This is a genomic window from Comamonas odontotermitis (assembly GCF_014207855.1).
Taxonomy (GTDB): domain Bacteria; phylum Pseudomonadota; class Gammaproteobacteria; order Burkholderiales; family Burkholderiaceae_C; genus Comamonas; species Comamonas odontotermitis_A.
Window position 1 is genome coordinate 38,253 of sequence record NZ_JACHKZ010000010.1, and the last position, 26,645, is coordinate 64,897.

Genomic DNA, 26,645 nt, shown 5'->3' on the forward strand with positions numbered 1-26,645 from the left:
CTTCTATTCTTGATGGCGGTTTGAACGGTATCAAAAAGGGCCCGGCAGGCTGCGTGTTCAGATCACGTCGCGCAGGGCATCCTTCTGGTGGGAGAGGCCAGCTTCTTCCACCAGCCGGGCCAGCAGCGTGGCGTGGTCGTTTCCGCTTTGCACCAGGCCCATCTGCCACTCGTCCATGAAGCCCTGACCCACGCATTGCTGCAGAAACTGCAGCATGCCGTCGTAATAGCCCTGGGTGTTGAGGATGCCGATAGGCTTGTCGTGGTAGCCCAGCTGGCGCCAGGTCCAGATCTCGTACAGCTCTTCAAAGGTGCCGATACCACCGGGGATGGCGACGAAGGCATTGCTGCGCTCTGCCATCATCGCCTTGCGCTCGTGCATGGTGGTCACCACATGCAATTCGTCGCACAGCTCGTTGGCCAGTTCACGGTCGACCAAGGCTTTGGGAATGACGCCGACGACACGCCCGCCCGCCTCGCGGGTAGCACGCGCCACCATGCCCATCAGCCCCGATTTGCCACCGCCATAGACCAGCTGGCCCCCGTGGCTGCCAATCCAGGCGCCTACGGCCTCTGCCGTGGCGGCAAATGCCGCATCCTTGCCTGGGCGTGAGCCGCAGTACACACACATCGAAAAAGCAGGGGAAGTCATCGTCATTTCAACCATCTTTCATACAGCGCCGCCAGCCATACGGCAGCGCACAATACCAGAGCCAGGAACACGGCAGCACTGCCCATGTCCTTGGCCTTTTTGGACAGCAGATGCCATTCGGGGCCAAAGCGGTCAATGGCCGCTTCAATGGCGCTGTTGAGCAGTTCGGTGATCAGCACCAGAAACACTGGAAGGGTCAGCAGCACCCATTCGCGCCAGTCCCGTGCCAGCCAGCAGGCGGCAGGCAGCAACACCAGGGCCAGCAAGGCTTCCATGCGGAAGGCCTTTTCTCCCCAACCTGCACGCAGACCTTGCAGGGAATAACCGGCTGCATGCCGCAAGCGACTGAGGCCACTGCGCGCCTTGTGCGGATTGACCTGCAAAAATGCGTCAGACGCCGGGTTCTGGTGCGGTTGCTGCGCCTGTTGCGTTGAGGCAGGCTCTTGCCGGGGGCGAGGTGCAAGCGGTTCAGTCATGGAAGGGCTATGGGTGAGCGAGAGTCAAGTGCGGGTAGCGGGCCATTTACGTATGGCCCACGGAGGAAAGATTGGCGCAAGCTGTCACTTCGCCACTATAACTATATTGCACTGCAGCAGATCGGTGAGGCCAAGCAAGGATGGGCCATCGAATGCTGATAATTGCTATTCTAAATATAGCATTCTGCGTAATGCAGTTATGGATTAGGAGTGATTTTTCCAAAATCGCTGATGCGACCAGGTCAAGCCTTGCTGCGAGGTGCAGGGGGCACACTGCTGATCAGGCGTGTGCCAGCCAGTGCATCGTGCCAGAACTGCTTTTGCGGATGCAGGCGACTGGCCAGGGCCCACATGACAATCCAGCCCGCCAGCAGAACCAGAACTTCTGCGACGGGAAGGTGGAATGGCATGGTGGCGATCAGCGGTGGCAGAAACCACAGCCAGCTGCAGGCATAGCGCACGAGTGCGCGGCGCTGGCTCAGTGGCTGGCCCATGGCGTCCACGATGCGGATATGCCAGGTTTTCATCGCCAGTGTCTGGCCTTTGTGCCAAAACCACACAAAGTAGATACCGAAGATGATGAAAAGGAACAACTGCAGCCCGTGGCGGTTGTCCAGGGCGTTGTGGGTCTGACTCAGGGTACCGTGGAGGTAGCCCGAAATGAAGACCACGCCGAACATCAGCATGCCTTCGTACAGCCAGCACGCTATGCGCCTTCGAAGGGTAGGTGCCTGCAACAGGGGGGCTGCAGCAGGTTGATCGGGGGCGGCGGTGGCGTGTGTGGATGGCATGGTGCCAGTCATGGTGCCGGTGTCAGGCCGGCGGATGAATCGGGCTATCGCCCAGACGCGACTGCGGCTCGCCAGCGGGCGCTACCGGAGCCGGACGGCTATCCAGCGGAGGCAGAGGCGATGAGGTGACCGGTGAAGGCACCTGCACCGGCGCAGTCTCCACCGCGGGGGCGGTCGCTGGAGGGGGCGCAATGCTGGTGGGGCTCACGCCACCAGGGCCGGGTACGTTGTTGGGGTTGGCAGAGGGGCCCTGCAGCGGGCCGACCTCTACAGGCGTCACCACGCCGCGCGACTGCACGCGAATCTCGGGTGGCGGCAGAATCTTGGGTGGGTTGGCGCGGTTGGGGTTCACCGCCGCTGCCGGCACCTTGACCAGGCGTCCGCTGGTCTTGCTATTGGGGCGCAGTGCCAGGGCAACGCCACCGGGGCGCAGGGCGCCGCCTTGCGCCAGCCGTTTGCGTTCGCGGACGCTCAGGGCCTGATAGTCTTCCCAGAGCTTGCGCTTTTCTTCGGCAGACAGATTGCTGGCGTTGGAATAGTTCAGTCGGGCCTGGCTCTGATCAACCAGGCTGAATTTGGCCCATTCCTTCATGTGCTCACCGATGCGGTACTGCTCGTCGGGCGAGAAGTCGTCAAAACTGTCGGCAATCAGGAGCCAGCGGCGCTTTTGTTGTTCTGTCAGCCAGGACCACTGCTCTTGCAGGGGCGCCAGGGTAGTCTGCTGGTCGGTATCGAGGCTGTCCCAATCCGGGCCTTCGTTGCGCGGTGTGACCGTGCGGGTGTTGCCACCGGCGCTGACCAGATCGCTGGGCGCGCTGCCATAGACGTTGCGGGCCTGGGTGCTGGCGTAGATACCAGTTACAGCAAAAGCAGCCAGCAAAATGCTGGCTGCGAGAGCGGGGAGGGAGGAGGTGGGCGCCTTGGCGGCTACCTCGTCAAAGTCGTGATCGTGTCTCAATGCTTGTCGGTGGGCTGCTTTTGTTGGGCAGCGATCTTCAGATACTGGGTAAAACCAGGATCAGTATAGGCGGTTGGCGGCAATTCGTCAGCCAACAGGGTGGCGTCGTACTCGGCCATTTCGGTCGCGCCTTCGTCCGCCTGCACGCCATTGAAGAAAGTCAAACCTGCCACCATGGCACTCAGAGGAACCGCAGACACCACTGCTCGCCACCAGTTGCGTTTGCCGGAAGGGGCAGCAGCGGCAGATTCCTGCTCGGGGTGACGGGCGATGGCCGGGGTAGGTACCACCTTGCGACGCGCCAGTGCCTGCTCACGCGCAGCACGCAGGCGCTCGGTGATGTCATAGTCCAGATCAGCCTCGGCTTCGCTCAGCCGGGCGGTGACGCGGCGGGCAAAGATTTCGGCGTGGGCGACTTGTTGGGCGGTGTTTGGGCGGTTCATAGCACGATTCCTTTGGCCTTGAGCACTTTGCTCAAGGTTTGGATGGCTCGGAAGCAATGGGTTTTGACGCTCCCTTCCGAGCAACCCATGGCCGCTGCAGTCTCTGCAATGTCCATCTCTTCCCAATAACGCATCAAAAACGCTTCGCGTTGACGCGCGGGCAACTCTTGTATCTCTTTTTCTATCAATGCAAGTGTTTGTTTGCGGTTGGTGTGGTCTTCGGCACTCTGTTCGGACTCCCCCTGCTGGGCGTTGTAAGTCTCCAGCAGGTCGAAATCGCCGCCTTCATCGTCAGGCCCCTCAAAGGCGCTCATATTGGTAAAGAGCGCATTGCGGGTCTTCTGGCGGCGAAACCAGTCCAGCGTACTGTTGGACAGGATACGCTGGAATAGCATGGGCAGCTCGCCAATGGGTTTGTCGCCGTAATGCTCAGCCAGCTTCATCATGCTGTCCTGCACGATGTCGAGGGCTACTTCTTCGTCGCGCACATGAAAAAGCGAGCGCTTGAAAGCTCGCTTTTCAACGCTTTTCAGAAAATCGGACAGTTCTCGTTCTGTTGCCAAATCGTACCCAACACCGTGGTTATTTGCGGGGAAGCTAGTGGTTGTACCCGGGTAAACCCTGCCTGTGTGGCAAAAAACCCCGCGCTAAACGCAAGATTATCGCATCGTATGCAAATTTTTTCTGCACTTTGTCGCAAACCAATGTTGCAGTGCGATAATGTTTTCAAGTCACATCAAGGCAAAAGGGTCACGGTCCGGCGTCGCAAGCATCTCGCCCATGTCCGTTGGCCTCAAGTTCCAAGCAGGCTTCACAAGAGCTGGGCAAGGGGCACCAGAGGTTTTTCGTTAGAGAAATTCGCAAAGGTTGATCATGGAAATGTCCAAGGCCGAACAAAACTCGGCACAAGCGGCCAATCAGTCCGCACAAAAAGCACAAGATCTCATGGGCGCCGAAGTGCTGGTCAAGGCACTGCAGGCAGAAGGTGTTCAGCAGCTGTGGGGATACCCAGGCGGCGCCGTTCTGTACATCTACGACGCGCTCTACAAGCAAGACACCATCAACCACGTATTGGTACGCCACGAACAGGCTGCCGTGCACGCCGCTGACGGCTATGCGCGGGCCACGGGCGAAGTGGGTGTGGCACTGGTCACGTCCGGTCCGGGCCTGACCAATGCGGTGACCGGTATCGCCACCGCCTATACCGACAGCATTCCCATCGTGGTGATCTCGGGGCAGACCTCGACCACCGCCATCGGCTCCGATGCCTTCCAGGAGTGCGATACCGTCGGTATCACCCGTCCCATCGTCAAGCACAACTTCCTCGTGAAAGACGTGCGCGATCTGGCGATGACGATGAAAAAGGCCTTCCATATTGCCCGCACCGGCCGTCCTGGCCCCGTGGTGGTTGATATCCCCAAGGATGTGTCTTTCAAGAAGGTGGCGTACAGCGGCTATCCACAGACGGTGGAAATGCGATCGTACAACCCGGTCAAGAAGGGCCACAGCGGCCAGATTCGCAAGGCACTGCAGTTGCTGCTGGCTGCCAAGCGCCCCTATATCTATACGGGCGGCGGCGTGCTGCTGAGCGGCGCCGAGCAGGAGCTGCGCACGCTCGTCGATTTGCTGGGCTATCCTGTGACCCATACCCTGCTGGGTCTGGGCGCCTACCCGGCCAGCGACAAGAAATACCTGGGCATGCTCGGCATGCACGGCACCATTGAAGCCAACAACACCATGCAGAACTGTGATGTGCTGCTGGCCGTGGGTGCGCGCTTTGATGACCGCGTGATCGGCAACCCCAAGCACTTCATGTCGGTGGCAGATCGCAAGATCATCCATATCGACATCGATCCATCGTCCATTTCCAAGCGCGTCAAGGTCGATGTGCCGATTGTGGGCGATTGCAAGGAAGTGCTGACTGAGCTGATCGCCATGGTTCGTGAAGCGCAGACCAAACCCGATGCTGCGGCCCTGGAAGCGTGGTGGAAGACGATTGAAGGCTGGCGCAGCCGCGATTGCCTGCGCTATGACCGCGACAACAAGGAAGTCATTAAGCCGCAATACGTGGTCGAAACCCTGTGGAACATGACCCGGGATGCGGACTGCTACATCACCTCCGACGTGGGCCAGCACCAAATGTGGGCTGCGCAGTACTACCGCTTTGAGGAATCGCGCCGCTGGATCAACTCGGGCGGCCTCGGCACCATGGGCGTCGGCATTCCTTACGCCATGGGCATCAAGCTGGCCAAGCCCGATGCCGAAGTGTTCTGCATCACCGGCGAAGGCTCGGTGCAGATGAATATCCAAGAGCTGGCCACCTGCCGCCAGTACGAGACGCCTATCATCATCTGCGCGCTCAACAACCGCTTTCTGGGTATGGTGCGCCAGTGGCAGGAGATCGAATACTCCGGCCGCTACAGCCACAGCTACATGGATTCGCTGCCCGACTTCGTGAAGCTGGCCGAGGCCTTTGGCCATGCCGGCATCCTGGTCGAGAAGCCTGAAGACGTGGAGCCCGCGCTGCGCGAAGCACGCCGCATTGCGCGTGAAGAGCGCAAGAGCGTGTTCATCGACTTCCGCACGGATCCGACGGAAAACGTCTTCCCTATGGTGCAGGCCGGTAAGGGTATTACCGAAATGCTGCTGGGCGCTGAAGATCTATAAGAAATTTGTCTTTCGGCGCGCGCCCATCGTGCGCTGAGTGCTTATTTTTCAATAGCAAATCCCTTTATTGACGAATCTATTGCCTGCCAAGCCCTGCACTTACCGGTGCGGGGGGAGGGCAGCGAAAAGAGGAATCTCATTTCATGAAACACATCATTGCGGTTCTCCTGGAGAACGAACCAGGCGCCTTGTCGCGCGTGGTGGGTCTGTTCTCGGCCCGTGGCTACAACATTGAATCGCTCACCGTGGCGCCCACCGAAGACGCATCGCTGTCGCGCATGACGATCACCACGGCGGGGTCGGACGACGTGATCGAGCAGATCACCAAGCACCTCAACCGCCTGATCGAGGTGGTGAAGGTGGTCGATCTGACCGAAGGCGCCTACACCGAGCGCGAGCTCATGATGGTGAAGGTGCGCGCAGTGGGCAAGGAGCGGGAGGAGATGAAGCGCATGGCGGACATCTTCCGCGGCCGCATCATCGACGTGACCGAGAAGAGCTACACCATCGAGATGACTGGCGATCAATCCAAGAACGATGCGTTCCTCAGTGCGATTGACCGCTCGGCCATTCTCGAAACCGTCCGTACCGGTGCCAGCGGCATCGGTCGCGGCGAACGCATCTTGCGCGTGTAATGCGCTGGTGGCACCAGCTGCGGCGCCATTCCCGCCAGATTGCGGGCATGGGACTGTTGCTGGTGGGGCTTGTGCTGGTGGTGGCGTGGGTGCAGACCGATGACCCGGATTGCAGCTTGAACCAAGACCTTTTCACACAGCAGCGTTTGTGTGATGGCACCGCTGGCGAGCCCGACGAAAACGCTTCACAGCGCACCAACCCCTGGCTAGTACTCATAGTAGGATTGGGCGCTTTTGTAGCGGGAGCTTATTTGCTGGCTTCAGGAAACACCGCAAGGCCCCCTGACGATGCAGATTCTTGACAAGTGGTTGTTTGAATTTCTGATTTTTTTGACTGATACCAACGGAGCGAACCATGAAAGTTTTTTACGACAAGGACTGTGATCTGTCCCTCATCAAGGGCAAGACTGTCGCCATCATCGGCTACGGCTCGCAAGGCCACGCCCACGCACAGAACCTGAACGACAGCGGCGTGAAGGTCATCGTCGGCCTGCGCAAGGGCGGCGCTTCGTGGCCCAAGGCTGAAAAAGCCGGTCTGACCGTGATGGAAGTCAATGATGCCGTCAAGGCCGCTGACGTGGTCATGATCCTGTTGCCTGACGAAGACATCGCCAAGGTCTACACCGACAACGTCAAGGACAACATCAAGCAAGGCGCTTCGCTGGTGTTCGCTCACGGCTTCAACGTGCATTACAACCAGGTCGTGCCTCGCGCGGATCTGGATGTGTGGATGGTTGCTCCCAAGGCGCCTGGCCACACCGTGCGCAACACCTATACCCAGGGCGGCGGCGTGCCTCACCTGATCGCCGTGCACCAGGACAAGTCCGGCAAGGCCCGTGATCTGGCGCTGTCTTACGCCATGGCCAATGGCGGCGGCAAGGCCGGTATCATCGAAACCGATTTCAAGGAAGAAACCGAGACCGACCTGTTCGGCGAGCAGGCCGTGTTGTGCGGCGGTGCCGTCGAGCTGGTGAAGATGGGCTTCGAAACCCTGGTGGAAGCCGGCTACGCGCCCGAAATGGCCTACTTCGAGTGCCTGCATGAGCTCAAGCTGATCGTGGACCTGATCTACGAAGGCGGTATCGCTAACATGAACTACTCGGTGTCGAACAACGCCGAGTACGGCGAATACGTGACGGGCCCCGAAGTCATCAACGAAGAATCGCGCAAGGCCATGCGCAATGCCTTGAAGCGTATTCAAGACGGCGAATACGCCAAGATGTTCATCTCGGAAGGCCGCCTGGGCTACCCCAGCATGACCGCTCGCCGCCGCAACACCGCCGATCACCAGATCGAGAAGGTGGGTGGCCAACTGCGCGCGATGATGCCCTGGATTGCCAAGAACAAGCTGGTGGACCAGACCCGCAACTGATCAGTGCGCTGCTGCGGCCGCGCAGGCGGCTGCTGCCAGTGATTCCAAAGGACTGCTTCGGCAGTCCTTTTTGTTGTAGGGCAATGCTCACCGGGAAAGCACGTGTTACACACCTGCTGCGTGTGCGGCGATGCCTGGGGCTGCCGTATGGCGGGCTGACTGCTGGCGTACCCTGGCGCGGTGTTTTCCTGGGCTGGGAGCCGTAGCGGTAAAGGTACACTGGGGGCCGTGCATTACAAGGCACTGGCTTTGTAGAAAACTATAAAATTGATAGCTGATTGCGCTGTTGTAGAAAGCGCTGGAGTTTAATTGGATGCTGGATAACAACGGAACCAAGCCCAGGCAGGGCGCAGAAGGCCCGGCTGCTGCGCACCGCCGGTGGCGCAAAGGCATTTATGTGCTGCCCAATTCCTTCACCCTGGCGGCACTGTTTGGCGGGTTCTACGCCATTGTGATGGCGATGAACGGCCGCTTTGAGGCCGCCGCCGTGGGCGTGTTCTGTGCCATGGTGCTCGACAGTCTGGACGGCCGCGTGGCCCGTATGACGCACACCCAAAGCGCCTTTGGCGAGCAGATGGATTCGCTCTCGGACATGGTGTCCTTTGGTGCGGCGCCTGCGCTCATCGCTTATGAATGGGCTCTGCGCCCGCTGGGCCGCTGGGGCTGGATTGCCGCTTTTGTCTATTGCTCGTGCGCTGCACTGCGTCTGGCGCGCTTCAACGTCAATACGGGCGTGGTGGACAAGCGCTACTTCCAGGGCATGCCTTCGCCAGCGGCTGCGGCCCTGGTGGCGGGTTTCATCTGGCTGACCAGCGCGCTGTTGGTGTCGCACCGCGATGTGCCGATCTTTGGCGAGGTGATTGCCCTGTTCGGCGGCCATCCTGCGAGCCGTGAAGACCTGTCGTGGATCATGTTCGCCATCACCCTGTTTGCGGGGCTGACCATGGTGACGAACATCCCGTACTACAGCTTCAAGGATGCGGGCATGGCCAAGAGCGTGCCATTCATCTCGCTCGTGGTGGTGGTGCTGGTGCTGGCGCTGGTGAGTATTGAGCCGGCAACCATGCTGTTCCTGATCTTTGTGGCGTACTCCGTCTCGGGTTACATCATCTATGCATGGCGCCGTGCCAAGGGCCAGCAGGTATCGATTGTGGCCACTTCGACCGACGAGCCCGATGAGCGCGGTCTGCACCATGATTGAAGAATCTGTTGCACAGGCCGAAAAACCTGTGTTAGAGTAGCCCACATGCAAAACCTGTCCCTAGCTCTACTACTAATGTCCAACGGGCAGGTAGAGTAGCGCGCACAGTTTTCACCCTACATCCATCGGCCCGTTTGCACCAGCAACGGGCCGATTCTGTTTTTTGCAGGTTGCTGGTTTCCACCCCCGAACTTTTTGTTTCGATGAGAAAGACCAGACAACCATGTTGAAGAACCCTGCCAGCAAGTACCGCGCCTTTCCTGCCGTTCAGTTGCAAGACCGCACCTGGCCCGATGCCCAGATCACCCAGGCACCCATCTGGCTGTCCACCGATCTGCGCGATGGCAACCAGGCCCTGATTGAGCCCATGGATCTGGCGCGCAAGCTGCGGATGTTCGACATGCTGGTCAAGATCGGCTTCAAGGAGATCGAAGTCGGCTTTCCGGCCTCGTCGCAGATCGAATTCGATTTCGTGCGTCAGCTGATCGAGGAAAAGCGGATTCCCGCCGATGTGACGATCCAGGTCATGACACCGGCCCGCCCCGAGCTCATCACCCGCACCGTAGAAGCCCTGCAAGGCGCGCCGCGCGCCATCGTTCACATCTACAACGCGGTAGCTCCCGTATGGCGCAAGGTGGTGTTTGGCATGAGCGTGCCCGAGGTGATGGACCTGGTGCAGTCGCAGGTGACTCACCTGAAGGCCTTGACCGATGCCCAGCCGGGCACCGAATGGATCTTGCAGTATTCGCCCGAGACTTTCTCGTTGGCAGAGCTCGATGTTTCGCTGCAGGCCTGCGAAACCGCGATTGCTGCCTGGGGTGCGGGCCGCGACATCATCCTGAACCTGCCCACCACGGTAGAAAACACCACGCCCAATGTGTTTGCCGACCAGATTGAATGGATGGTGCGGCAGTTCAAGGGCCGCCCGGAAGTCGTGGTGTCGGTGCACCCGCACAACGACCGTGGCACCGGCACCGCCAGTGCCGAAATGGCGCTGCTGGCGGGGGCGCACCGAGTGGAGGGATGCCTGTTCGGCAATGGCGAACGCACCGGCAATCTCGACATCGTGAACGTGGCGCTCAACATGTATGTGCAGGGCGTGTCGCCCGGGCTCGATTTCTCGGACATCGATGCGATTCGTGCCGAGGTCGAACACTGCAACCAGCTGCCCGTGCCAGCCCGCCATCCCTATGCGGGTGATCTGGTCTATACATCGTTCTCCGGCTCGCACCAGGATGCCATCAAGAAAGCTTTTGCGGCGCGTAACGAAGGCGATGTGTGGGAGATGCCGTATCTGCCGATCGACCCCAAGGACCTGGGTCGCAGCTATGAGGCGGTGATCCGCGTCAACAGCCAGTCGGGCAAGGGCGGTATCTCGTATCTGCTCGAAGAGGAATATGGCCTTACTATGCCGCGCCGCCTGCAGATTGAGTTCAGCCAGGTGGTGCAACGCGCCATGGATGTGACGGGCACTGAATTCACGGCGAAGGACTTGTGGCAGATCTTTGAGCGCGAATACCAGCTGGATGCCAACTATGCCGTCGCCCAATGCCGCGTGGAGCCTGCAGGCAGCAACGAGGGCGAGGTGCGGGTATCCGGCAGGGTACAGATTGCGGGCCAGTCCATTGCGGTGCAAGGACAAGGCAACGGCCCCATCGATGCCTTTGTTCACGCCATCAGCAGCGCTACCGGCGTGCCGGTACGGGTGCTGGATTACAGTGAGCACGCTATGCATTCCGTAGCTGGTGGCGCTTTCGCTGGTAGCGCAGGAGGCCAGAACGGTGCCAATGCCAAGGCCGCAGCCTATGTAGAGTTGCGGGTGAACGAGAGCCAGACCCTGTATGGCGCAGGCATGGACAGCAACATTACCCAGGCGGCCTTCCGCGCCGTGATGAGCGCCCTGGCGCGCAGCGGCGCTGTCACCCGTGTGAATACGCCAGCGGGCGACACGGTTGCCGCGTAAGCAAATGCAGGCAAAGCACGTACACTGTCGGGTTGAGCCCGGCTGCGGGCGTGCTGCGCATTGAATAACAGAGGTGGTGCCAAAAGCGCTGCCTGCAAACCCATGCCATGGAGAACACGATGAGCGATCAACTGATTATTTTTGACACCACCTTGCGTGACGGCGAACAGTCGCCAGGCGCTTCGATGACCAAGGACGAGAAGCTGCGCATTGCCCGCCAGTTGGAACGCCTGAAGGTGGACGTGATCGAAGCGGGCTTTGCGGCTAGCTCCAACGGTGATTTCGATTGCGTGCAGAGCATCGCGTCGATCATCAAGGATTCCACCGTGTGCTCGCTGGCCCGTGCCAACGACCGTGACATCGCCCGCGCCGCAGAAGCGCTCAAGCCTGCCAACCGCGCACGTATCCACACCTTCATTGCAACCAGCCCGCTGCACATGGAGAAAAAGCTGCGCATGTCGCCCGACGAAGTGTTCGAGCAGGCCCGGATGTCGGTACGCTTTGCCCGCAACCTGGTGGGAGACATCGAATTCAGCCCCGAAGACGGCTACCGCAGCGACCCGGATTTTCTCTGCCGCGTGATCGAGGCGGTGATTGCCGAAGGCGCCACCACCATCAATGTGCCCGACACGGTGGGCTACGCCATCCCTGAGCTGTACGGCAACTTCATCAAGAACCTGCGCGAGCGCATTCCCAACAGCGACAAGGCTGTCTGGTCGGTGCATTGCCATAACGATCTGGGCATGGCCGTTGCCAATTCGTTGGCCGGCGTCAAGATTGGCGGCGCGCGCCAGGTGGAATGCACCATCAATGGCCTGGGTGAGCGCGCGGGCAATTGCTCGCTCGAAGAAGTGGTGATGGCCGTCAAGACGCGCCGTGACTACTTTGGTCTGGATGTCAATATCGACACGCAGCACATTGTTGCCGCCAGCAAGATGGTGAGCCAGACCACCGGCTTCGTCGTGCAACCCAATAAGGCCGTGGTGGGCGCCAATGCGTTTGCCCATGCCTCGGGCATTCACCAGGACGGAGTGCTGAAGGCGCGTGACACCTACGAGATCATGCGTGCGGAAGACGTGGGCTGGAGCGCCAACAAGATCGTGCTGGGCAAGTTGTCTGGCCGCAATGCCTTCAAGCAACGCCTGCAGGAGCTGGGTGTGGTGATGGAGAGCGAGAGCGACATCAATGCCGCCTTTGCGCGCTTCAAGGATCTGGCCGACCGCAAGAGCGAAATCTTCGACGAGGACATTCTGGCACTGGTCAACACCGAAGGTACACATGGCGATTCCGAAGCCTTCCGCTTCGTTTCGCTGGCGCAGGCGAGCGAGACGGGCGAGCAGCCCAAGGCGACCGTGGTGCTGATGGCCCATGGCAAGGAAGTGAAGGGCGAATCCACCGGCAACGGCCCGGTGGATGCCTCGATGAAGGCGATTGAGTCGCAGGCCAAGAGTGGCGCTGAAATGGTGCTGTATGCGGTCAACGCCATCAGCGGCTCCACCGAGAGCCAGGGCGAGGTGACCGTGCGCTTGCAGCAGGGCGGTCGTATCGTCAATGGCGTGGGCGCCGACCCCGATATCGTGGTCGCGTCGGCGAAGGCTTACATCGCCGCGCTCAATAAGTTACAAAATCCTACGGAGAAGGTAGCTGCACAAGGATGAGGCTTCGGAATATAATTTCACTTAAATAATTGAAGAGTCGCGTAAGTTAATGAAATTGCGCGACTTTTTAGATTCCGAATTTTATCTTCAGCTATCGTTTTTGTAGGGAGCAGAATAATGGCGCCATCCAACCGCAGTGTTTTGCGTCGTTTTTCACACATTTTTGCAATCTGTGCGTTGGCAATTGGCGTCGGTATGCCGCATGCCTATGCTGCTACCAAAAAGAAAGCTGCCCCTGCCAAGGTCCATGTAGAAGCCAAGGCTGGCAAGAAGCAGGCGGCTGCTGCCCAAAAGGGCGAGCGCAATGGTCGCGCGCACAAGGAGGCAGTTGCCTCCAAAGGCTCTTCCAAAAAAGTAGCGGACAAATCAGCGGGCAAGGGTACCAAGGGCAAGACGGTGGTGGCCAAGGCTGGCAAGGCAGATAAGGCTGATAAGGGGGGCAGGCGCCACGCACGCGCCGCTGCAGCAGCGGCGGCCCTGGTCGCTGTGGAAGCTGCTCCAGCGCGCCAATCCTTCGGCCAGATGGCCGGGCTGCATGATGTCATGGATCCGCTGGCGCTCAAGTCCAGCGTGGCGCTGGTGCTGGATCAGGATACGCATGAAGTGCTGCTGTCCAAAAATGACCATGCCGTGCTGCCAATTGCCTCGCTCACCAAGCTGATGACGGGGCTGATCATTTCCCAGGCGAACTTGCCGATGGATGAAGAGATCACCATCACGCAAGACGACGTGGATACTGAAAAGCACAGCAGCTCGCGCCTGCGCGTTGGCACGACCTTGATGCGTGGCGAGCTGCTGCACCTGGCGCTGATGTCCAGCGAAAACCGCGCTGCCCATGCGCTGGGGCGCACTTTTCCTGGTGGCATGTCTTCGTTTGTGGGCCAGATGAACATGAAGGCAAAGATGCTGGGCATGGCCGATACCCGCTATGTGGAGCCCACGGGGCTGTCCAGCTCCAACCAATCCAGCGCGCACGATCTGGCAACTCTGGTGAATGTGGCGCACTCCGATCCTTTGCTGCGTGAGCTGACCACCTCGCCGTCTTACCAGGTGGAAGTGGGCGAGCGAACGGTGCAGTTCAACAATACCAACCGCCTCGTTCACAACCCCGATTGGAACATCGGCCTGCAAAAGACGGGCTACATCTCTGAAGCCGGTCGCTGTCTGGTGCTGCAAGCCCAGGTGGCTGGCCGCAAGCTGATCATGGTGTTCCTGGATTCTGCTGGCCGCTTCAGCCGTCTGGCGGACGCCGAGCGTGTGCGCCACTGGGTCGAAGGCTCGGGCGGACGATTGCTGGCCAAGCACTGATTGCTACGGATTACCACTGCTTGTCTGTACGCCGGCCATCAACGGCTTATAAAAAAACCTGCCATTGGCAGGTTTTTTTCATAAAGAGGGCAGAACGAGGTGGCGCAGATGGTTCAGCGGGCTACCGCCGACTTGCGCTCTTCAAAACCCAGTGCGGCAGAGATTTCAGTGGCGGTGGCCTGCAGCTTGCTCGTCCAGTTGTCGTCCAGCCGGTCTGCGGGGGCGGAAACGGACAGGCCGGCAACGAGGCGGCCCTGGTCGTCGTAAATGCCTGCTGCCATGCAGCGCACGCCCAGCTCCAACTCTTCATTGTCGCGCGCAAGGCCGTATTGGCGGGTTTTGGAGAGTTCGCGCTCCAGCACAGCCAGATTGGTGATGCTGTTCTTGGTATTGCCGGCCAGGCCCGTGCGCATGGCGTAGGCGCGAACACGCTCGGGCTCTTCGGCTGCCAGAAACAGCTTGCCTGTGGAGGTGAGATGCAGCGGCGCATGGCCGCCAATGGCGCGCACCACCTGCATGCCCGAGCGTTCAGAAAAGCTGCGCTCCACATACACGATCTCGTCACCCTGGCGCATGCTCAGATTGATGGCCTGCTGCGTGGCCAGATGCAGACGGCGCATGGGCAGCAGGGCCACTTCGCGCACGTTGATGCGGGCTTTCACGAGGTTGCCCAGCTCCAGAAGCCGCATGCCCAGGCGATAGCTGCCCGATTCGGGGCGGTCGACGAAGCGGCCAATGGTCAGGTCATTGAGGATGCGGTGCGTGGTGGACGGGTGCAGGCCGGTGATTTCGCTCAGCTCTTTCAGCGACACCGCTTCCTCGCGCGAGGCGAGCACATCCAGCAGTGTGAACATGCGCTCTAGCACTTGCACGCTGGGTTTGGCGGCGGTGTCGTGGTGTGGTTTGGTCATGCGTTGGGTGGCGGTGTAATGGCGAAAAGCAAAAAGAGAATGTGGTGCTTGAGGGGCAAGCGCATCAAGCTGCAGAATGTATAGCAAAACTGGCAGGTTGCCAGCGCTGATCCACATAGACCTCATAGGGCTGGTAATCGGCCTTGTATTGCATCTTGCGGCTCTCTTCGATCCAGTAGCCCAGGTACAGGTAGGGCAGGCCCATGGTGCGGCATTGCGCAATCTGCCACAGCACGTTGTAGGTGCCGTAGCTGGTGTGGGGCTCGGGCTCGTAGAAGGTGTAGACGGCTGAGAGGCCGTCATTGAGGATGTCGATGATCGACACCATCTTGAGCGGGCCGGGCTGCTGCGGCTGGGCACCGGGCAGGCGAAATTCCACCAGACGGCTGTTGACGCGGCTTTGCAGCATGAATTGCGAGTACTGCTCGACACTGTCTTCGTCCATGCCACCGCCGGTATGGCGTGCAGCCTGGTAGCGCAGATACAGCTCATAGTGCTCGCGCAGAAAACCCAGGGGAAGTACGCGAACTTCCAGGTTCTGGTGCTCCTTGAGGGCACGGCGCTGGTGGCGCTTGGGCTTGAAATCAAGTGCTGCTACGCGCAGCGGCACGCAGGCCTGGCAGCCGTCGCAGTACGGACGGTAGGTGAACAGGCCGCTGCGGCGAAAGCCCTGCTGGATCAGCTCCGAATACACATCGTTCTGAATCGCATGGCTGGGCGTGGCCACCTGCGAACGGGCCATGCGCTCGCTCAGGTAGCTGCAGGGGTAGGGTGCCGTTGCATAGAACTGCAGCGAATGCAACGGAAGTTCGTTGAGCCTACTCATCCGTATGTGCCGTATGTGGAAATGTCATTTCAGATAGTGGGATTATGTCAGCCCAATCGCTGGCTGCAAACTCCCAGCGCATTGCGGGTTGCTGCACCTGCTCTGCAACGTGAGCCACAAATTGCGCGCGGGGGATTTCGGCTGCGCCCATGAAGGCCAGATGGCCAGTGTTCTGCTGGCAATCGATCATTGTCACCCCCTCGCGCCGGCACAGCGCCACCAGCGCGGCAAGGGCGATCTTGGAGCCATTGCTGATGGTGGTGAACATGGATTCGCCAAATACGGCGCGGCCGATGGCTACACAATACAGCCCCGCTACCAGCTCTTCGTTCATCCACACTTCAACGCTGTGGGCAAAACCATCATGGTGAAGCTGGGTGTAAGCGGACTGGATGTCGTCCACGATCCAGGTGCCGTCCTGGCCATCCCGGCTGATCTGGCTGCAGGCGCGAATCACAGCGGGGAAATCGCTGTCGATGCGCAGCGCAAAACCTGGTGTTGCCTCCGCTTTGCGCAGGGCTTGCCTGAGTGAGCGGTGCAGACGGAAGTGCGCGGGCTGCAATACCATGCGCGGATCGGTGGACCACCAGAGGATTGGCGAATCTCCGCTGAACCAGGGAAAGATGCCGTGCCGGTAGGCTTGTTGCAGACGGGCACTGTCGAGCCTGCCGCCTGCAGCCAGCAGGCCAGGGTGGGGGGTATGGGCTCCCCAGGCTTGCTCCACTGGGGGAAATGGATCGTCTGGCTCCAGCCAGGGCAGTGGCGGCAATGGGCGCGGCACGTTGGCAGTCTCACGATGAAAAAATCACCCTGCATTGTGCTGGAAATTGGCCCCGGGTAAAGCCCTGGGCTGGCTTTTGAATGACGCTTTCGGGTGGCGGGGCGCCAAAGAAAAAACCCATATGCCTGGGCATATGGGTTTTGATCTGGCTCCTCAACCTGGGCTCGAACCAGGGACCTACGGATTAACAGTCCGGCGCTCTACCGACTGAGCTATTGAGGAATATCGGTACAAATTTTTGGCGGCAACCTTGTGCAATTGCAAGACGCCCGGTTTTGGCTCCTCAACCTGGGCTCGAACCAGGGACCTACGGATTAACAGTCCGGCGCTCTACCAACTGAGCTATTGAGGAATGTGTCGGTTTGACAGTGTGCCCTGAGCGATTGCAGGGCGGTGTGTGTGATGGCTCCTCAACCTGGGCTCGAACCAGGGACCTACGGATTAACAGTCCGGCGCTCTACCAACTGAGCTATTGAGGAATATCGGTAAACAAGGCTTTGTTCGATTGCAAAGCCGAAAAAATTCTTTGGCTCCTCAACCTGGGCTCGAACCAGGGACCTACGGATTAACAGTCCGGCGCTCTACCGACTGAGCTATTGAGGAACAAGACCGCAATTATAGAACGAATTTCAGGCTTCAAAAAGTGAAGCAATTATTTTTTGGGATTTCCGGCAGGGGCTGCATCGCCAGCAGGTTCCGGCCGGCACCACAGCCAGACAAGCACGCAGGCCATGCAGCCGATGGACAAGGCCTTGGCCCAGACGGGCGCAGGCACCAGCAGCATGATGAGCGCGCAGACCGCCATGGTGGCGGTGGCGTTCCACTTGGCCCGGCGGCTCACAAAGCCGCCTGCAGCCCAGTTGCGCAGCATGCCGCCAAATAGCCTGTGCCGCCAGAGCCAGCCATGCAGGCGTTCTGAACTGCGAGCCGCACAGGCCCCGGCAATCAGAATGAATACTGTGGTGGGCAGCCCTGGAACAAAGATGCCCACGACGCCCATGCACAGACTGACCACCGCACCAAGCAGCAGGAGCCAACGCAGCAGTGGGCTGCGGATGGGGCAGTACGCAGGAGGCGCATTGCCATGCAGTGGCGGGGAGGGCACGCGGGGCTCGGGCATGCCGCCATTGTGCATCTGCCGGCAAGACAATAGGCGGATACCGGGCAAGCGAGCCTGCGAGAGCGCGCGTGCCAACGAATCGGTATGCATTGCGCTACCATGCCGCAATGGCAATTCATCCGATCTTGAAAATGGGCGACGCACGGTTGCTGCGCACGGCGCAGCCCGTCACCGCATTCGACACCGATGCGCTACACCAGCTGGTGCAGGATCTGCTCGATACCATGCGTGCTGCGCAAGGGGCAGGCCTGGCGGCGCCACAGATCGGCGTGGACCAGCAGGTGGTGTTTTTTGGCTCCAATGAGCGCAATCCGCGCTACCCCGATCGGCCCCTGGTGCCGCCAACGGTGCTGATCAATCCCGTCATCACGCCTCTGTCGGATGAAGAGGCCAGTGACTGGGAGGGTTGCCTGTCCGTGCCCGGCATGCGGGGGCTGGTGCCGCGCTGGCAGAAAATCCGCTACACCGGTTTTGACCAGTATGGCGATGCGATTGACCGGGTGGCCGAGGGCTTTCATGCGCGCGTGGTGCAGCATGAGTGCGATCACCTGTGGGGCAAGCTCTATCCCATGCGGATGCGCGACTTCACGCAGTTTGGCTTTACCGAGGTGCTGTTTCCTGATATCAGCGCTGCTGAAGACGATTGATCAAAAACAATAGCTATCAGCGCTTTGTGGGTAAGCGCTGAGGCTGATTTTATACAGAGAAACTGCTCATGGGTGTGCCGCCAGGGCCCACAGCAGCTCTGTCTCGATGGCAATCTGGCTCACATTGTTCTGCAACTCGGGGCCCTGCAGCAGAAAGCTATCTTCCACCCGCTCTCCCAGGGTGCTGATCTTGGCCAGTTCCACGCTCAGCTGGTGGCGGGCCAGGACGCGGGCCACGGTATACAAAAGGCCTGCGCGATCGGCGGCAGAAATGGACAGCAGCCAGCGCTGGCCTTTGTCGTCAGGCCGCAGCAGTACGCGCGGCGCAACCGGAAAGCTTTTGACGCGGCGCGAAACGCGGCGCTGTACCGGCTCGGGCAGGGGCTTGGCTTCCGCCAGCGTGCGGCTCAGCTCGCTCTCCACCAGATTGATCAGCTCTCGGTAGCTTTGCGGAGCATTGGTGGCAATTACCTGGAAGGTGTCGAGTGCGTAGCGGTTGAGGGCCGTGTGCACCCGGGCATCGAGGATCGAGAAACCGGCACGGTCGAAGTAACCACAGATGCGGGCAAACAGGTCGGGCTGGTCGGGCGTATACACCATGACCTGCAGGCCCTCACCCGCGAGCGACTGGCGGGCGCGCACGATGGGTGTGCTGCTCCCCACCTGACGCGAGAGGTGGCGGGTGTGCCAGGCAATGTCGGCAGCCTCCTGCCGCATGAAGTAGTCCACCCCTAGGGTGTCCCACAGGGTTTTGTGCGATTCGTGCGGCTGGGCCGAGAGCGCGAGCATCACCAGTGCTTCGCGCTTGCGGATTTCCGCCTGTGCCGCCAGATCGGGCGCCCGCCCGCCCAGCATGCGCAACGTGGCGCGGTACAGGTCTTCCAGCAGTTTGCCTTTCCAGCCGTTCCACACCTTGGGGCTGGTGCCGCGGATATCCGCCACTGTCAGCAGGTAGAGAGCCGTGAGGTAGCGCTCGTTGTGCACACGCTGGGCAAAGGCTGCAATCACTTCGGGATCGGACGTATCTTGCTTCTGCGCCACCTGGCTCATGGTGAGGTGCTCGCGCACCAGAAATTCCACCAGCAGGGCGTCTTCTTTCGCAACCCGGTGGTCGCGGCAGAAGCGCTTGACTTCGGCGGCGCCAATTTCCGAGTGATCGCCGCCGCGTCCCTTGCCGATGTCATGAAAGAGCGCTGCAAGGTACAGAATCCACGGCTTGTCCCAGCCTGCGGCCAGTTGTGAGCAATATGGATATTCATGGGCATGTTCGGCCATGAAGAAGCGCCGTACGTTGCGCAGCACCATCAGAATGTGCTGATCGACCGTGTAAACGTGGAACAGGTCGTGCTGCATTTGTCCCACGATGCGGCGGAAGGGCCACAGGTAGCGGCCGAGCACGGAGGTCTGGTTCATCAGACGCATCGCATGGGTGATGCCTTGCGGCTGCTGCAGGATCTGCATGAAGGTGGCGCGGTTGACAGGATCCCTGCGAAAGCTGGCAGTCATTACCCGGCGCGCATGGTAGAGCGCTCGGAAAGTGCGGGCCGACAGGTCGGTGAGGCCCGGCTCTGTTTCGTACAGCAGGAAAGTGCGCAGAATGGCGTGCGGGTTGCGCAGGTACACCTCGTCATCGGCCACTTCAATGAGTCCGGCCTTTTCGTAAAACTCGTCGTCGATGCGGCGCAGCGAGTGGCTGGCTGGGTGCAGGCGCTCGTCGATGTTGAGCAGCAGAATCTGCGTGAGTTGCGCCACGGCCTTGGCGGCCCAGTAGTAGCGCTTCATCAGCTCCTCACTGGCGCGCTTGGGGAAGCGGTGTCCGACCGGTGTTTCCGTCTTGAAGCCGAAGGATTCGGCCACCGGTGTTTGCAGGTCGAACACCAGACGGTCTTCGCGCCGCCGGGCCACAATGTGCAGTCGTGCGCGGATGAGGCAGATCAGGTCTTCATTGCGCTTCAGGTTGCGCACTTCGTAGACGGTAGCCAGGCCCTTGGCTGCCAGCGCCTTCCAGCTGTCGCCCAGACCCGTGGCGCGGCCCAGCCAGATGATGGTCTGCAGATCGCGCAGGCCGCCGGGTGATTCCTTGCAGTTGGGCTCCAGGGAGTAGGCGGTATTTTCGTACTTGTTGTGGCGCTGCTGCATCTCCAGCACCTTGGCCACCACAAAGGCGTCTGGGCTGATGGCCTGGTCCAGCGCTCCCTGGAATTGCCGGTACAACGGCGCAGAACCGGTGATGCGGCGCGACTCCAGCATGGCTGTCTGTACGGTGACATCGGCCCTGGCTTCTGTGATGCATTGCACGATGGTGCGCACGCTGGAGCCGATTTCCAGCCCGGCGTCCCAGCACGAGCCGATGAAATGCTCGATTCTGGTGCGCAAGGGCGCGTCGTGCTCCAGATCGGTGCCGTCGGGCAGCAGCACCAGTACATCGATGTCGGAGTGGGGAAACAGTTTGCCCCGGCCAAAGCCACCTACGGCGACCAGACTGAGCTGGTCAGGCAGTTCGGCCAGATGCCACAGGTCGCGCAGCAGTCCATCAGCCAGGGTGGACAGCTTGCGCAACTGCGTCTGAATGCCGCGCGTACTGCTGCCCCCAGCCATGATGGCCTCGAACAAGGTGGCGCGCCGGGCCTGGTACTGCTCACGCAGCTGCGGAATGCGGGGATCGTTCATGGGTGCAAGTCAAAGCGGTCCATGGCAGTGTGCCATAGCGGAAAACCAATGATTCCCATAAGCATGTGCTGTGCCAGCCTTCATCTCGGGCAGCCAGAATCCATGCAAAGAAAAAGGCGGCATGCTGTGCGCAGTGCCGCCTGGGTGAGCGCAGAGCTAACGGCTCAGCACTTGGTGGTCTTGACGAAGTCGGGCAGGGCAGGGGAGCCGTCTGACAGGGTCAGCACTTCGTAGCCGGTGTCGGTCACCAGCACTTCCACTTCCCACTGGGCAGACAGACTGTGGTCCTTGGTGATCACGGTCCAGCCGTCGTTGCCCAGATCCTTGATGTCCTTCTTGCCGAGGTTGAGCATGGGCTCGATCGTGAAGATCATGCCGGTCTTCAGCTCCACGCCTGTACCTGGGCGGCCATAGTGCAGCACCTGGGGTTCGTCGTGGAAGACTTTGCCGATGCCGTGGCCGCAGTATTCGCGCACGACCGACAGGCCGTGGCCTTCCGCAAATTTCTGGATGGCGTGGCCGATATCGCCCAGATGCGCTCCGTTCTTGACCTGCACGATACCGTGCCACATGGCCTCGAAGGTGAGCTGGCACAGGCGTTTGCCAGCAATGGTGCCTTCACCGATGATGAACATGCGGCTGTTGTCGCCAAAGTAGCCTTCTGGCGTGATGATGGTCACGTCCACGTTGACAATATCGCCCTTCTTGAGAGGCTTGTCATTGGGAATGCCGTGGCATACCACATGGTTGACCGAGGTGCAGACGTAGGCCGGGTACGGCGTCATGCCCGGGGGCTGGTAGCCCAGGCAGGCGGATTTGGTGCCTTGCTTTTCCATGGCTTCGGCGCACAGCAGGTCGATCTGCTTGGTGGTGATGCCAGGTTGGATGTGTGGGGTGATGTAGTCCAAAACCTCCGAGGCCAGGCGGCCCGCGATGCGCATCTGCGCAATGTCTTCTTCGGTATTGATTTTGATGGTCATAGCCCATGATTATCCCACTGCACCTATTGGCCTGTTGACCATGCGGCTACGTACCCTCTCAACGCACAGTAAAATCCCGGGTTAACCCCGCCCTTGCCTCTGTTGCCGCAGCCAGCCTGCAGTGCGAGCAAGGCGCATGTGTGCTTTCCTCCATCCTCCTAGTCCCACATAGGCTGCCACGTGACACTGCACCTGACCCAGCTAGCCGGCGGTAACGCCCTGAGCTCCTTCCGCGCCCAACAACTGCTGACCGCATTGACGGCGATCCATCCAAAAATAACGGGCATTGCTGCCCGTTTTGTACATCTGGTGGCCACCAACCAGCCTTTGGCTGGTGCCGATGCGCAGCGCGTGGCGGCCCTGCTGACCTATGGCGATCCCTATGCAGGCAATGACGAAGGCGCTGCCTTTGTTGTTACGCCGCGCCTGGGCACGATCTCGCCCTGGGCGTCGAAGGCGACCGATATCGCACGCAACTGCGGTCTGGATGTGTTCCGCGTGGAGCGCATCACCGAATACCGGGTCAGCCTGAAGTCCGGTTTGCTGGGCGGAACGCCGGAGCTGAGCGCAGAGCAATCTGCCCAGATCGCCGCGCTGCTGCACGATCGCATGACGGAGTCGGTTTTTGCCACTCGCGCCGAGGCCGAGCAGCTGTTTTCTGCGCTGCAGGCGCAGCCCATGGAATTTGTGGATGTGCTGGCCGGAGGCAGCGCCGCACTGGAAGCTGCCAACAAGCAATGGGGCTTGGCCTTGGCCGATGACGAAATCGAATACCTGGTCAAGGCCTTCAATGGCCTGGGGCGCAACCCTACCGATGTGGAGCTGATGATGTTCGCCCAGGCGAACTCCGAGCACTGCCGCCACAAGATCTTCAACGCCAACTTCACCATCGATGGTGTGGCTCAGGAGAAGTCGCTCTTTGGCATGATCCGCAACACCGAGCAGGTCTCGCCCCAGCACACCATCGTGGCCTACGCCGACAATGCCTCCATCATGGAAGGCCATGCTGTCGAGCGATTTGTAGCGAAATTCGATGCTGGTGCTGGTTCTGAGAGCGCACCAAGCTATCAAAAAAAGAGCGCTACCAACCATGTGCTGATGAAGGTGGAAACGCACAACCACCCGACGGCCATCTCTCCCTTCCCGGGCGCATCGACCGGTGCGGGCGGCGAGATCCGCGACGAAGGCGCCACCGGCCGTGGCTCCAAGCCCAAGGCGGGCTTGACCGGTTTTACCGTCTCCAAGCTCTGGGGCAGCGAAGTGGGCAAGCCCGAGCACATTGCCAGTCCGTTGCAGATCATGATCGAAGGCCCGCTGGGTGGCGCTGCATTCAACAACGAGTTCGGTCGTCCCAACCTGACGGGTTATTTCCGCGAGTACGAGCAGCAGGTGGGTGACATCACCCGCGGCTACCACAAGCCCATCATGATTGCGGGCGGTCTGGGCATCATCGATTCCGAGCTGACCAAGAAGATCGAATTTCCCGCCGGCACGCTGCTGATCCAACTGGGCGGCCCCGGCATGCGCATCGGCATGGGTGGTGGCGCGGCCAGCTCCATGGCGAGCGGCACGAATGCCGCCGAGCTGGATTTTGATTCGGTGCAGCGTGGCAACCCCGAGATCGAGCGCCGCGCGCAGGAAGTCATCAACCATTGCTGGCAGCAAGGTGCGGGCAACCCGGTCCTCGCCATCCACGACGTGGGGGCTGGCGGCTTGTCCAATGCCTTCCCTGAACTGACCAACGATGCGGGCCGTGGCGCGCGCTTTGACCTGCGCGCCGTCAAGCTGGAGGAATCTGGCCTCGCTCCCAAGGAAATCTGGTCCAACGAGAGCCAGGAACGCTACGTGCTGGCCATCGCACCCGAATCGTTGGCGCAGTTCACGGCGTTCTGTGAACGCGAGCGTTGCCCGTTTGCCGTGATCGGCACTGCCACCGGCGAGCGCCAACTGGTGCTGGAGGACACGGCTGTTGCTTCGGGCGACCAGAAGTTCCCCGTGGACATGCCCATGGACGTACTGCTGGGCAAGCCTCCCAAGATGCACAAGGATGTGACCACCGTCACGCGTGAGTTGCCTGCCATCGACCTGACCGGCGTGCCGCTGGAGAAGGCGGTGATCGATGTGCTGGCCCACCCCACCGTGGCTTCCAAACGCTTCCTGATCACCATTGGTGACCGTACAGTGGGTGGCCTCACCCACCGCGACCAGATGGTTGGCCCCTGGCAGGTGCCCGTGGCCGATGTGGCCGTGACCCTGGCGGACTACAAGGGCTTTGCCGGTGAAGCCATGGCCATGGGCGAGCGTACGCCGCTGGCTGCCATTAACGCCCCCGCCTCGGGCCGCATGGCCGTGGCAGAAGCCATCACCAACATGCTGGCTGCGCCCATTGCGCTCTCCAAGGTCAAGATGTCGGCCAACTGGATGGCTGCCTGCGGCGAAGCAGGCGAAGACGCCGCGCTGTATGCAACGGTCAAGGCCGTGGGTATGGAGCTGTGCCCGCAGTTGAACATCTCCATTCCCGTGGGCAAGGACTCGCTATCCATGCGCACGCAGTGGAGCGAGGGTGGCCGGGTGAAGAAGGTCACCTCGCCTGTGAGCCTGATCATCACCGGCTTTGCATCCATTGACGATGTGCGCAGTACCTTCACGCCCCAGTTGGATGCCCACGAAGAAGACAGCACGCTCGTGCTGGTGGACCTGGGCCGGGGCAAGATGCGCATGGGCGGCTCCATTCTGGGCCAGGTGTTGGGCCAGAGCGGCAATGAGACCCCTGATCTCGACGATGCCAAGGACCTGATTGCACTGGTTGATGCCGTGAACACGCTGCGCGCCAAAGGCCAGATCCTGGCCTACCACGACAAGGGTGATGGTGGCCTGCTGGCCACGGTGGCCGAAATGGCATTTGCCGGCCATATAGGTGTGGCGCTGAACGTGGATATGCTGGTTACTGAAGGAGATGGTATCTCCGACAGCCGCATGGACAGCGGCGAAGGCAAGAACTGGGGCGCCCAGGTGTCGGGCCGCCGCGAAGACCTGACGCTGCGCGCGCTCTTCAACGAGGAACTGGGCGCCGTGCTGCAGATTCGCACCAGCGACCGCGACGAGGTTCTGCAGATTCTGCGCGAACATGGCCTGGCTACCTGCAGCCACATCATCGGCAAGACCCGGCCCGAGTCGTCTTCCGTGGACATGGGCAAGGGCGAACTGCAGGTCTGGCGCGACGCGAAAAAGGTGTTTGGCGCGACGCTCTCCGATCTGCACCAGGTCTGGGACGCAGTGAGCTGGAAGATTGCCCAGCAGCGCGACAATCCCGCCTGCGCCGACAGCGAACATGCTGCAGCCGGTGAACCTGCCGACCCAGGCATGCACGTTCAGCTTTCGTTCGATCCGCAGGACAACGTGGCCGCACCTTTCCTCAACGTGGCGGCCAAGCCTCGCGTGGCGGTGCTGCGCGAGCAGGGCGTGAACTCGCATGTGGAAATGGCCTATGCATTTGCCGAGGCAGGATTTGATGCAGTGGACGTGCACATGACGGACCTGCAGACCGGCCGCGCACAGCTCAAGGACTTTGCGGGCGTGGTGGCCTGCGGCGGCTTCAGCTATGGCGACACCCTGGGTGCCGGTATTGGCTGGGCACGCTCCATCACCTTCAACGATCGCCTGTCCGAACAGTTCCAGCAGTTCTTCGGCCGCACCGATACCTTCGGCCTGGGTGTTTGCAACGGCTGCCAGATGTTCGCTGAATTGGCAGACATCATTCCCGGCGCTCAGGACTGGCCGCGTTTCACCCAGAACCAGAGCAACCGCTTTGAGGCACGTCTTTCCATGGTTGAAGTGCTGGATTCGCCTTCCATCTTCTTGCAAGGCATGGCTGGCAGCCGTCTGCCGATTGCCGTGGCCCATGGCGAGGGTTATGCCAACTTCAAGTTCCGTGGCAATGATGCCCAGGTGATCAAAGCCATGCGCTTTGTAGACAACCATGGCCAAGCTACCGAGCAGTATCCTTTCAATCCGAATGGCTCTGCTGGCGGCCTGACTGCCGTCACCACCGCCGACGGCCGCTTCACGGCCATGATGCCTCACCCCGAGCGCGTCTTCCGCAATGTGCAGATGAGCTGGGTGGATTACGGCAAGGCAGGCGGCAAGTCTGAATTCAGCCCTTGGATGCGCGTCTGGCGAAATGCGCGCAAATGGCTGGGCTGAAATCCTCCGCGCGTTGAGCTGAGCGCCTGGTTCTGCAGGGCTGCAGAACCGGGTGTTGTGGCTGCCAGGGCTAAGAACCTGTTCCAAGTCTCTACGCAACCTGCAGGGACAGCACCTTGGCGGGCGCCCCTAGCCGGGCTAGGGGCGATCTACGTCGTTGCAGATCCTCGCAATAGCAGTGCTATTGCTGCGGTACTGCGCCGCCAGGCGCACCCCTTGCATCTCATCGCGCCAAGGTACTGTCGCGGCGCGAGGTGACTTTGAACAGGTTCTAAGTACGGCCTGATGGCAGTTTTTTGACCACTCCGATGTCTCCCGAAAACGGAGGACTTCGGCAGGTGTGGGTCTTGTACTTCTTTCTTTCGCAGTGTCTTCAGGGCGCCA

At 60.5% G+C, this 26,645-nt stretch carries 21 protein-coding genes and 4 tRNA genes; 9 read left to right on the forward strand and 16 right to left on the reverse strand.

Features of this window, described 5'->3' with window-relative positions; all coding sequences use genetic code 11:
- Nucleotides 1–57 precede the first annotated feature (57 nt).
- From HNP33_RS09810 to HNP33_RS09835, 6 genes are all read right to left on the reverse strand, one after another.
- Entirely contained in the window at nt 58–651 is a 594-nt protein-coding gene (locus tag HNP33_RS09810) for a TIGR00730 family Rossman fold protein (RefSeq protein ID WP_184708086.1), read from the reverse strand.
- A 2-nt stretch (nt 652–653) separates the two neighbouring features.
- Entirely contained in the window at nt 654–1,127 is a 474-nt protein-coding gene (locus HNP33_RS09815; protein ID WP_184707809.1) for a diacylglycerol kinase, read from the reverse strand.
- A 242-nt stretch (nt 1,128–1,369) separates the two neighbouring features.
- The gene (locus tag HNP33_RS09820) at nt 1,370–1,918 is read right to left on the reverse strand and encodes an RDD family protein (protein ID WP_184707811.1); all 549 of its coding nucleotides are present in this window, start codon (nt 1,916–1,918) and stop codon (nt 1,370–1,372) included.
- A 22-nt stretch (nt 1,919–1,940) separates the two neighbouring features.
- A complete protein-coding gene (locus tag HNP33_RS09825) occupies nt 1,941–2,876 on the reverse strand; it encodes a DUF3106 domain-containing protein (protein WP_184707813.1) in 936 nt (311 codons plus the stop codon).
- A complete protein-coding gene (locus HNP33_RS09830) occupies nt 2,873–3,319 on the reverse strand; it encodes a DUF3619 family protein (protein WP_184707815.1) in 447 nt (148 codons plus the stop codon). The genes HNP33_RS09825 and HNP33_RS09830 overlap by 4 nt, the downstream gene beginning before the upstream one ends.
- Entirely contained in the window at nt 3,316–3,882 is a 567-nt protein-coding gene (locus HNP33_RS09835; RefSeq protein WP_184707817.1) for an RNA polymerase sigma factor, read from the reverse strand. The genes HNP33_RS09830 and HNP33_RS09835 overlap by 4 nt, the downstream gene beginning before the upstream one ends.
- Before the next feature lie 310 nt (nt 3,883–4,192).
- Between HNP33_RS09835 and HNP33_RS09840 the strand changes: the two genes are divergently transcribed.
- The 7 genes from HNP33_RS09840 to HNP33_RS09870 all read left to right on the forward strand — a co-directional run bounded on the left by HNP33_RS09840 (nt 4,193) and on the right by HNP33_RS09870 (nt 14,123).
- On the forward strand, nt 4,193–5,986 hold the full coding sequence (locus HNP33_RS09840) for an acetolactate synthase 3 catalytic subunit (protein ID WP_184707819.1): 1,794 nt from the start codon (nt 4,193–4,195) through the stop codon (nt 5,984–5,986).
- Between the two features lie 143 nt (nt 5,987–6,129).
- The gene (ilvN, locus tag HNP33_RS09845; protein WP_184707821.1) at nt 6,130–6,621 is read left to right on the forward strand and encodes an acetolactate synthase small subunit; all 492 of its coding nucleotides are present in this window, start codon (nt 6,130–6,132) and stop codon (nt 6,619–6,621) included.
- Between the two features lie 355 nt (nt 6,622–6,976).
- Nucleotides 6,977–7,993 (forward strand): ketol-acid reductoisomerase, encoded by a 1,017-nt coding sequence (gene ilvC / locus HNP33_RS09850; RefSeq protein WP_184707823.1) that lies wholly within the window; start codon nt 6,977–6,979, stop codon nt 7,991–7,993.
- Between the two features lie 313 nt (nt 7,994–8,306).
- Nucleotides 8,307–9,194 (forward strand): CDP-diacylglycerol--serine O-phosphatidyltransferase, encoded by an 888-nt coding sequence (pssA, locus tag HNP33_RS09855; protein WP_184707825.1) that lies wholly within the window; start codon nt 8,307–8,309, stop codon nt 9,192–9,194.
- Nucleotides 9,195–9,417: 223 nt separating this feature from the next.
- Complete coding sequence (gene leuA / locus HNP33_RS09860) at nt 9,418–11,157, forward strand: 2-isopropylmalate synthase (protein WP_184707827.1); 1,740 nt, start codon at nt 9,418–9,420, stop codon at nt 11,155–11,157.
- 119 nt (nt 11,158–11,276) lie between these two features.
- Nucleotides 11,277–12,815 (forward strand): 2-isopropylmalate synthase, encoded by a 1,539-nt coding sequence (locus HNP33_RS09865; RefSeq protein WP_184707829.1) that lies wholly within the window; start codon nt 11,277–11,279, stop codon nt 12,813–12,815.
- Nucleotides 12,816–12,932: 117 nt separating this feature from the next.
- Nucleotides 12,933–14,123, forward strand: coding sequence for a serine hydrolase (locus HNP33_RS09870; RefSeq protein WP_418903833.1), 1,191 nt, complete (start codon nt 12,933–12,935; stop codon nt 14,121–14,123).
- Between the two features lie 113 nt (nt 14,124–14,236).
- Here the strand turns inward: HNP33_RS09870 and HNP33_RS09875 are convergent, their stop codons facing one another.
- The 8 genes from HNP33_RS09875 to HNP33_RS09910 all read right to left on the reverse strand — a co-directional run bounded on the left by HNP33_RS09875 (nt 14,237) and on the right by HNP33_RS09910 (nt 17,761).
- On the reverse strand, nt 14,237–15,034 hold the full coding sequence (locus HNP33_RS09875) for an IclR family transcriptional regulator (protein WP_184707834.1): 798 nt from the start codon (nt 15,032–15,034) through the stop codon (nt 14,237–14,239).
- Between the two features lie 64 nt (nt 15,035–15,098).
- The gene (locus HNP33_RS09880; protein WP_184707837.1) at nt 15,099–15,860 is read right to left on the reverse strand and encodes an arginyltransferase; all 762 of its coding nucleotides are present in this window, start codon (nt 15,858–15,860) and stop codon (nt 15,099–15,101) included.
- A complete protein-coding gene (aat, locus tag HNP33_RS09885; protein ID WP_325064922.1) occupies nt 15,853–16,641 on the reverse strand; it encodes a leucyl/phenylalanyl-tRNA--protein transferase in 789 nt (262 codons plus the stop codon). Before aat ends, HNP33_RS09880 begins: the two co-directional genes overlap by 8 nt.
- A gap of 146 nt (nt 16,642–16,787) precedes the next feature.
- A tRNA-Asn gene (locus HNP33_RS09890) sits at nt 16,788–16,863 on the reverse strand.
- A gap of 54 nt (nt 16,864–16,917) precedes the next feature.
- Nucleotides 16,918–16,993: transfer RNA gene (locus HNP33_RS09895), tRNA-Asn, on the reverse strand.
- 51 nt (nt 16,994–17,044) lie between these two features.
- A tRNA-Asn gene (locus tag HNP33_RS09900) sits at nt 17,045–17,120 on the reverse strand.
- 48 nt (nt 17,121–17,168) lie between these two features.
- A tRNA-Asn gene (locus tag HNP33_RS09905) sits at nt 17,169–17,244 on the reverse strand.
- Nucleotides 17,245–17,293: 49 nt separating this feature from the next.
- The gene (locus tag HNP33_RS09910; RefSeq protein WP_184707839.1) at nt 17,294–17,761 is read right to left on the reverse strand and encodes a YbaN family protein; all 468 of its coding nucleotides are present in this window, start codon (nt 17,759–17,761) and stop codon (nt 17,294–17,296) included.
- 107 nt (nt 17,762–17,868) lie between these two features.
- On the opposite strand from HNP33_RS09910, the gene def reads away from it, so the two are divergent.
- Nucleotides 17,869–18,408 carry a peptide deformylase gene (def, locus tag HNP33_RS09915; RefSeq protein WP_184707841.1) on the forward strand — a complete coding sequence of 180 codons (540 nt, stop codon included), beginning with the start codon at nt 17,869–17,871 and terminating at the stop codon, nt 18,406–18,408.
- A gap of 66 nt (nt 18,409–18,474) precedes the next feature.
- Here the strand turns inward: def and HNP33_RS09920 are convergent, their stop codons facing one another.
- Together HNP33_RS09920 and map are read right to left on the reverse strand one after the other, a co-directional pair.
- A complete protein-coding gene (locus HNP33_RS09920; RefSeq protein ID WP_184707843.1) occupies nt 18,475–21,078 on the reverse strand; it encodes a [protein-PII] uridylyltransferase in 2,604 nt (867 codons plus the stop codon).
- Between the two features lie 164 nt (nt 21,079–21,242).
- Nucleotides 21,243–22,058, reverse strand: coding sequence for a type I methionyl aminopeptidase (map, locus tag HNP33_RS09925; protein ID WP_184707845.1), 816 nt, complete (start codon nt 22,056–22,058; stop codon nt 21,243–21,245).
- 180 nt (nt 22,059–22,238) lie between these two features.
- Here map and purL point away from each other — a divergent pair, with 180 nt between their 5' ends.
- The gene (purL, locus tag HNP33_RS09930) at nt 22,239–26,261 is read left to right on the forward strand and encodes a phosphoribosylformylglycinamidine synthase (protein WP_184707847.1); all 4,023 of its coding nucleotides are present in this window, start codon (nt 22,239–22,241) and stop codon (nt 26,259–26,261) included.
- Nucleotides 26,262–26,645: the final 384 nt, after the last annotated feature.

Excerpts from the sequence above, each read along its gene's own strand:
- HNP33_RS09875 (WP_184707834.1), bottom strand. The coding sequence starts at position 15,034 with ATGACCAAACCACACCACGACACCGCCGCCAAACCCAGCGTGCAAGTG.
- pssA (WP_184707825.1), top strand. The coding sequence starts at position 8,307 with ATGCTGGATAACAACGGAACCAAGCCCAGGCAGGGCGCAGAAGGCCCG.
- ilvN (WP_184707821.1), top strand. The coding sequence starts at position 6,130 with ATGAAACACATCATTGCGGTTCTCCTGGAGAACGAACCAGGCGCCTTG.
- HNP33_RS09820 (WP_184707811.1), bottom strand. The coding sequence starts at position 1,918 with ATGCCATCCACACACGCCACCGCCGCCCCCGATCAACCTGCTGCAGCC.
- HNP33_RS09830 (WP_184707815.1), bottom strand. The coding sequence starts at position 3,319 with ATGAACCGCCCAAACACCGCCCAACAAGTCGCCCACGCCGAAATCTTT.
- HNP33_RS09920 (WP_184707843.1), bottom strand. The coding sequence starts at position 21,078 with ATGAACGATCCCCGCATTCCGCAGCTGCGTGAGCAGTACCAGGCCCGG.
- HNP33_RS09880 (WP_184707837.1), bottom strand. The coding sequence starts at position 15,860 with ATGAGTAGGCTCAACGAACTTCCGTTGCATTCGCTGCAGTTCTATGCA.
- HNP33_RS09840 (WP_184707819.1), top strand. The coding sequence starts at position 4,193 with ATGGAAATGTCCAAGGCCGAACAAAACTCGGCACAAGCGGCCAATCAG.
- HNP33_RS09865 (WP_184707829.1), top strand. The coding sequence starts at position 11,277 with ATGAGCGATCAACTGATTATTTTTGACACCACCTTGCGTGACGGCGAA.
- map (WP_184707845.1), bottom strand. The coding sequence starts at position 22,058 with ATGACCATCAAAATCAATACCGAAGAAGACATTGCGCAGATGCGCATC.
- HNP33_RS09870 (WP_418903833.1), top strand. The coding sequence starts at position 12,933 with ATGGCGCCATCCAACCGCAGTGTTTTGCGTCGTTTTTCACACATTTTT.
- def (WP_184707841.1), top strand. The coding sequence starts at position 17,869 with ATGGCAATTCATCCGATCTTGAAAATGGGCGACGCACGGTTGCTGCGC.
- HNP33_RS09810 (WP_184708086.1), bottom strand. The coding sequence starts at position 651 with ATGACTTCCCCTGCTTTTTCGATGTGTGTGTACTGCGGCTCACGCCCA.
- HNP33_RS09910 (WP_184707839.1), bottom strand. The coding sequence starts at position 17,761 with ATGCCCGAGCCCCGCGTGCCCTCCCCGCCACTGCATGGCAATGCGCCT.
- HNP33_RS09815 (WP_184707809.1), bottom strand. The coding sequence starts at position 1,127 with ATGACTGAACCGCTTGCACCTCGCCCCCGGCAAGAGCCTGCCTCAACG.
- ilvC (WP_184707823.1), top strand. The coding sequence starts at position 6,977 with ATGAAAGTTTTTTACGACAAGGACTGTGATCTGTCCCTCATCAAGGGC.
- leuA (WP_184707827.1), top strand. The coding sequence starts at position 9,418 with ATGTTGAAGAACCCTGCCAGCAAGTACCGCGCCTTTCCTGCCGTTCAG.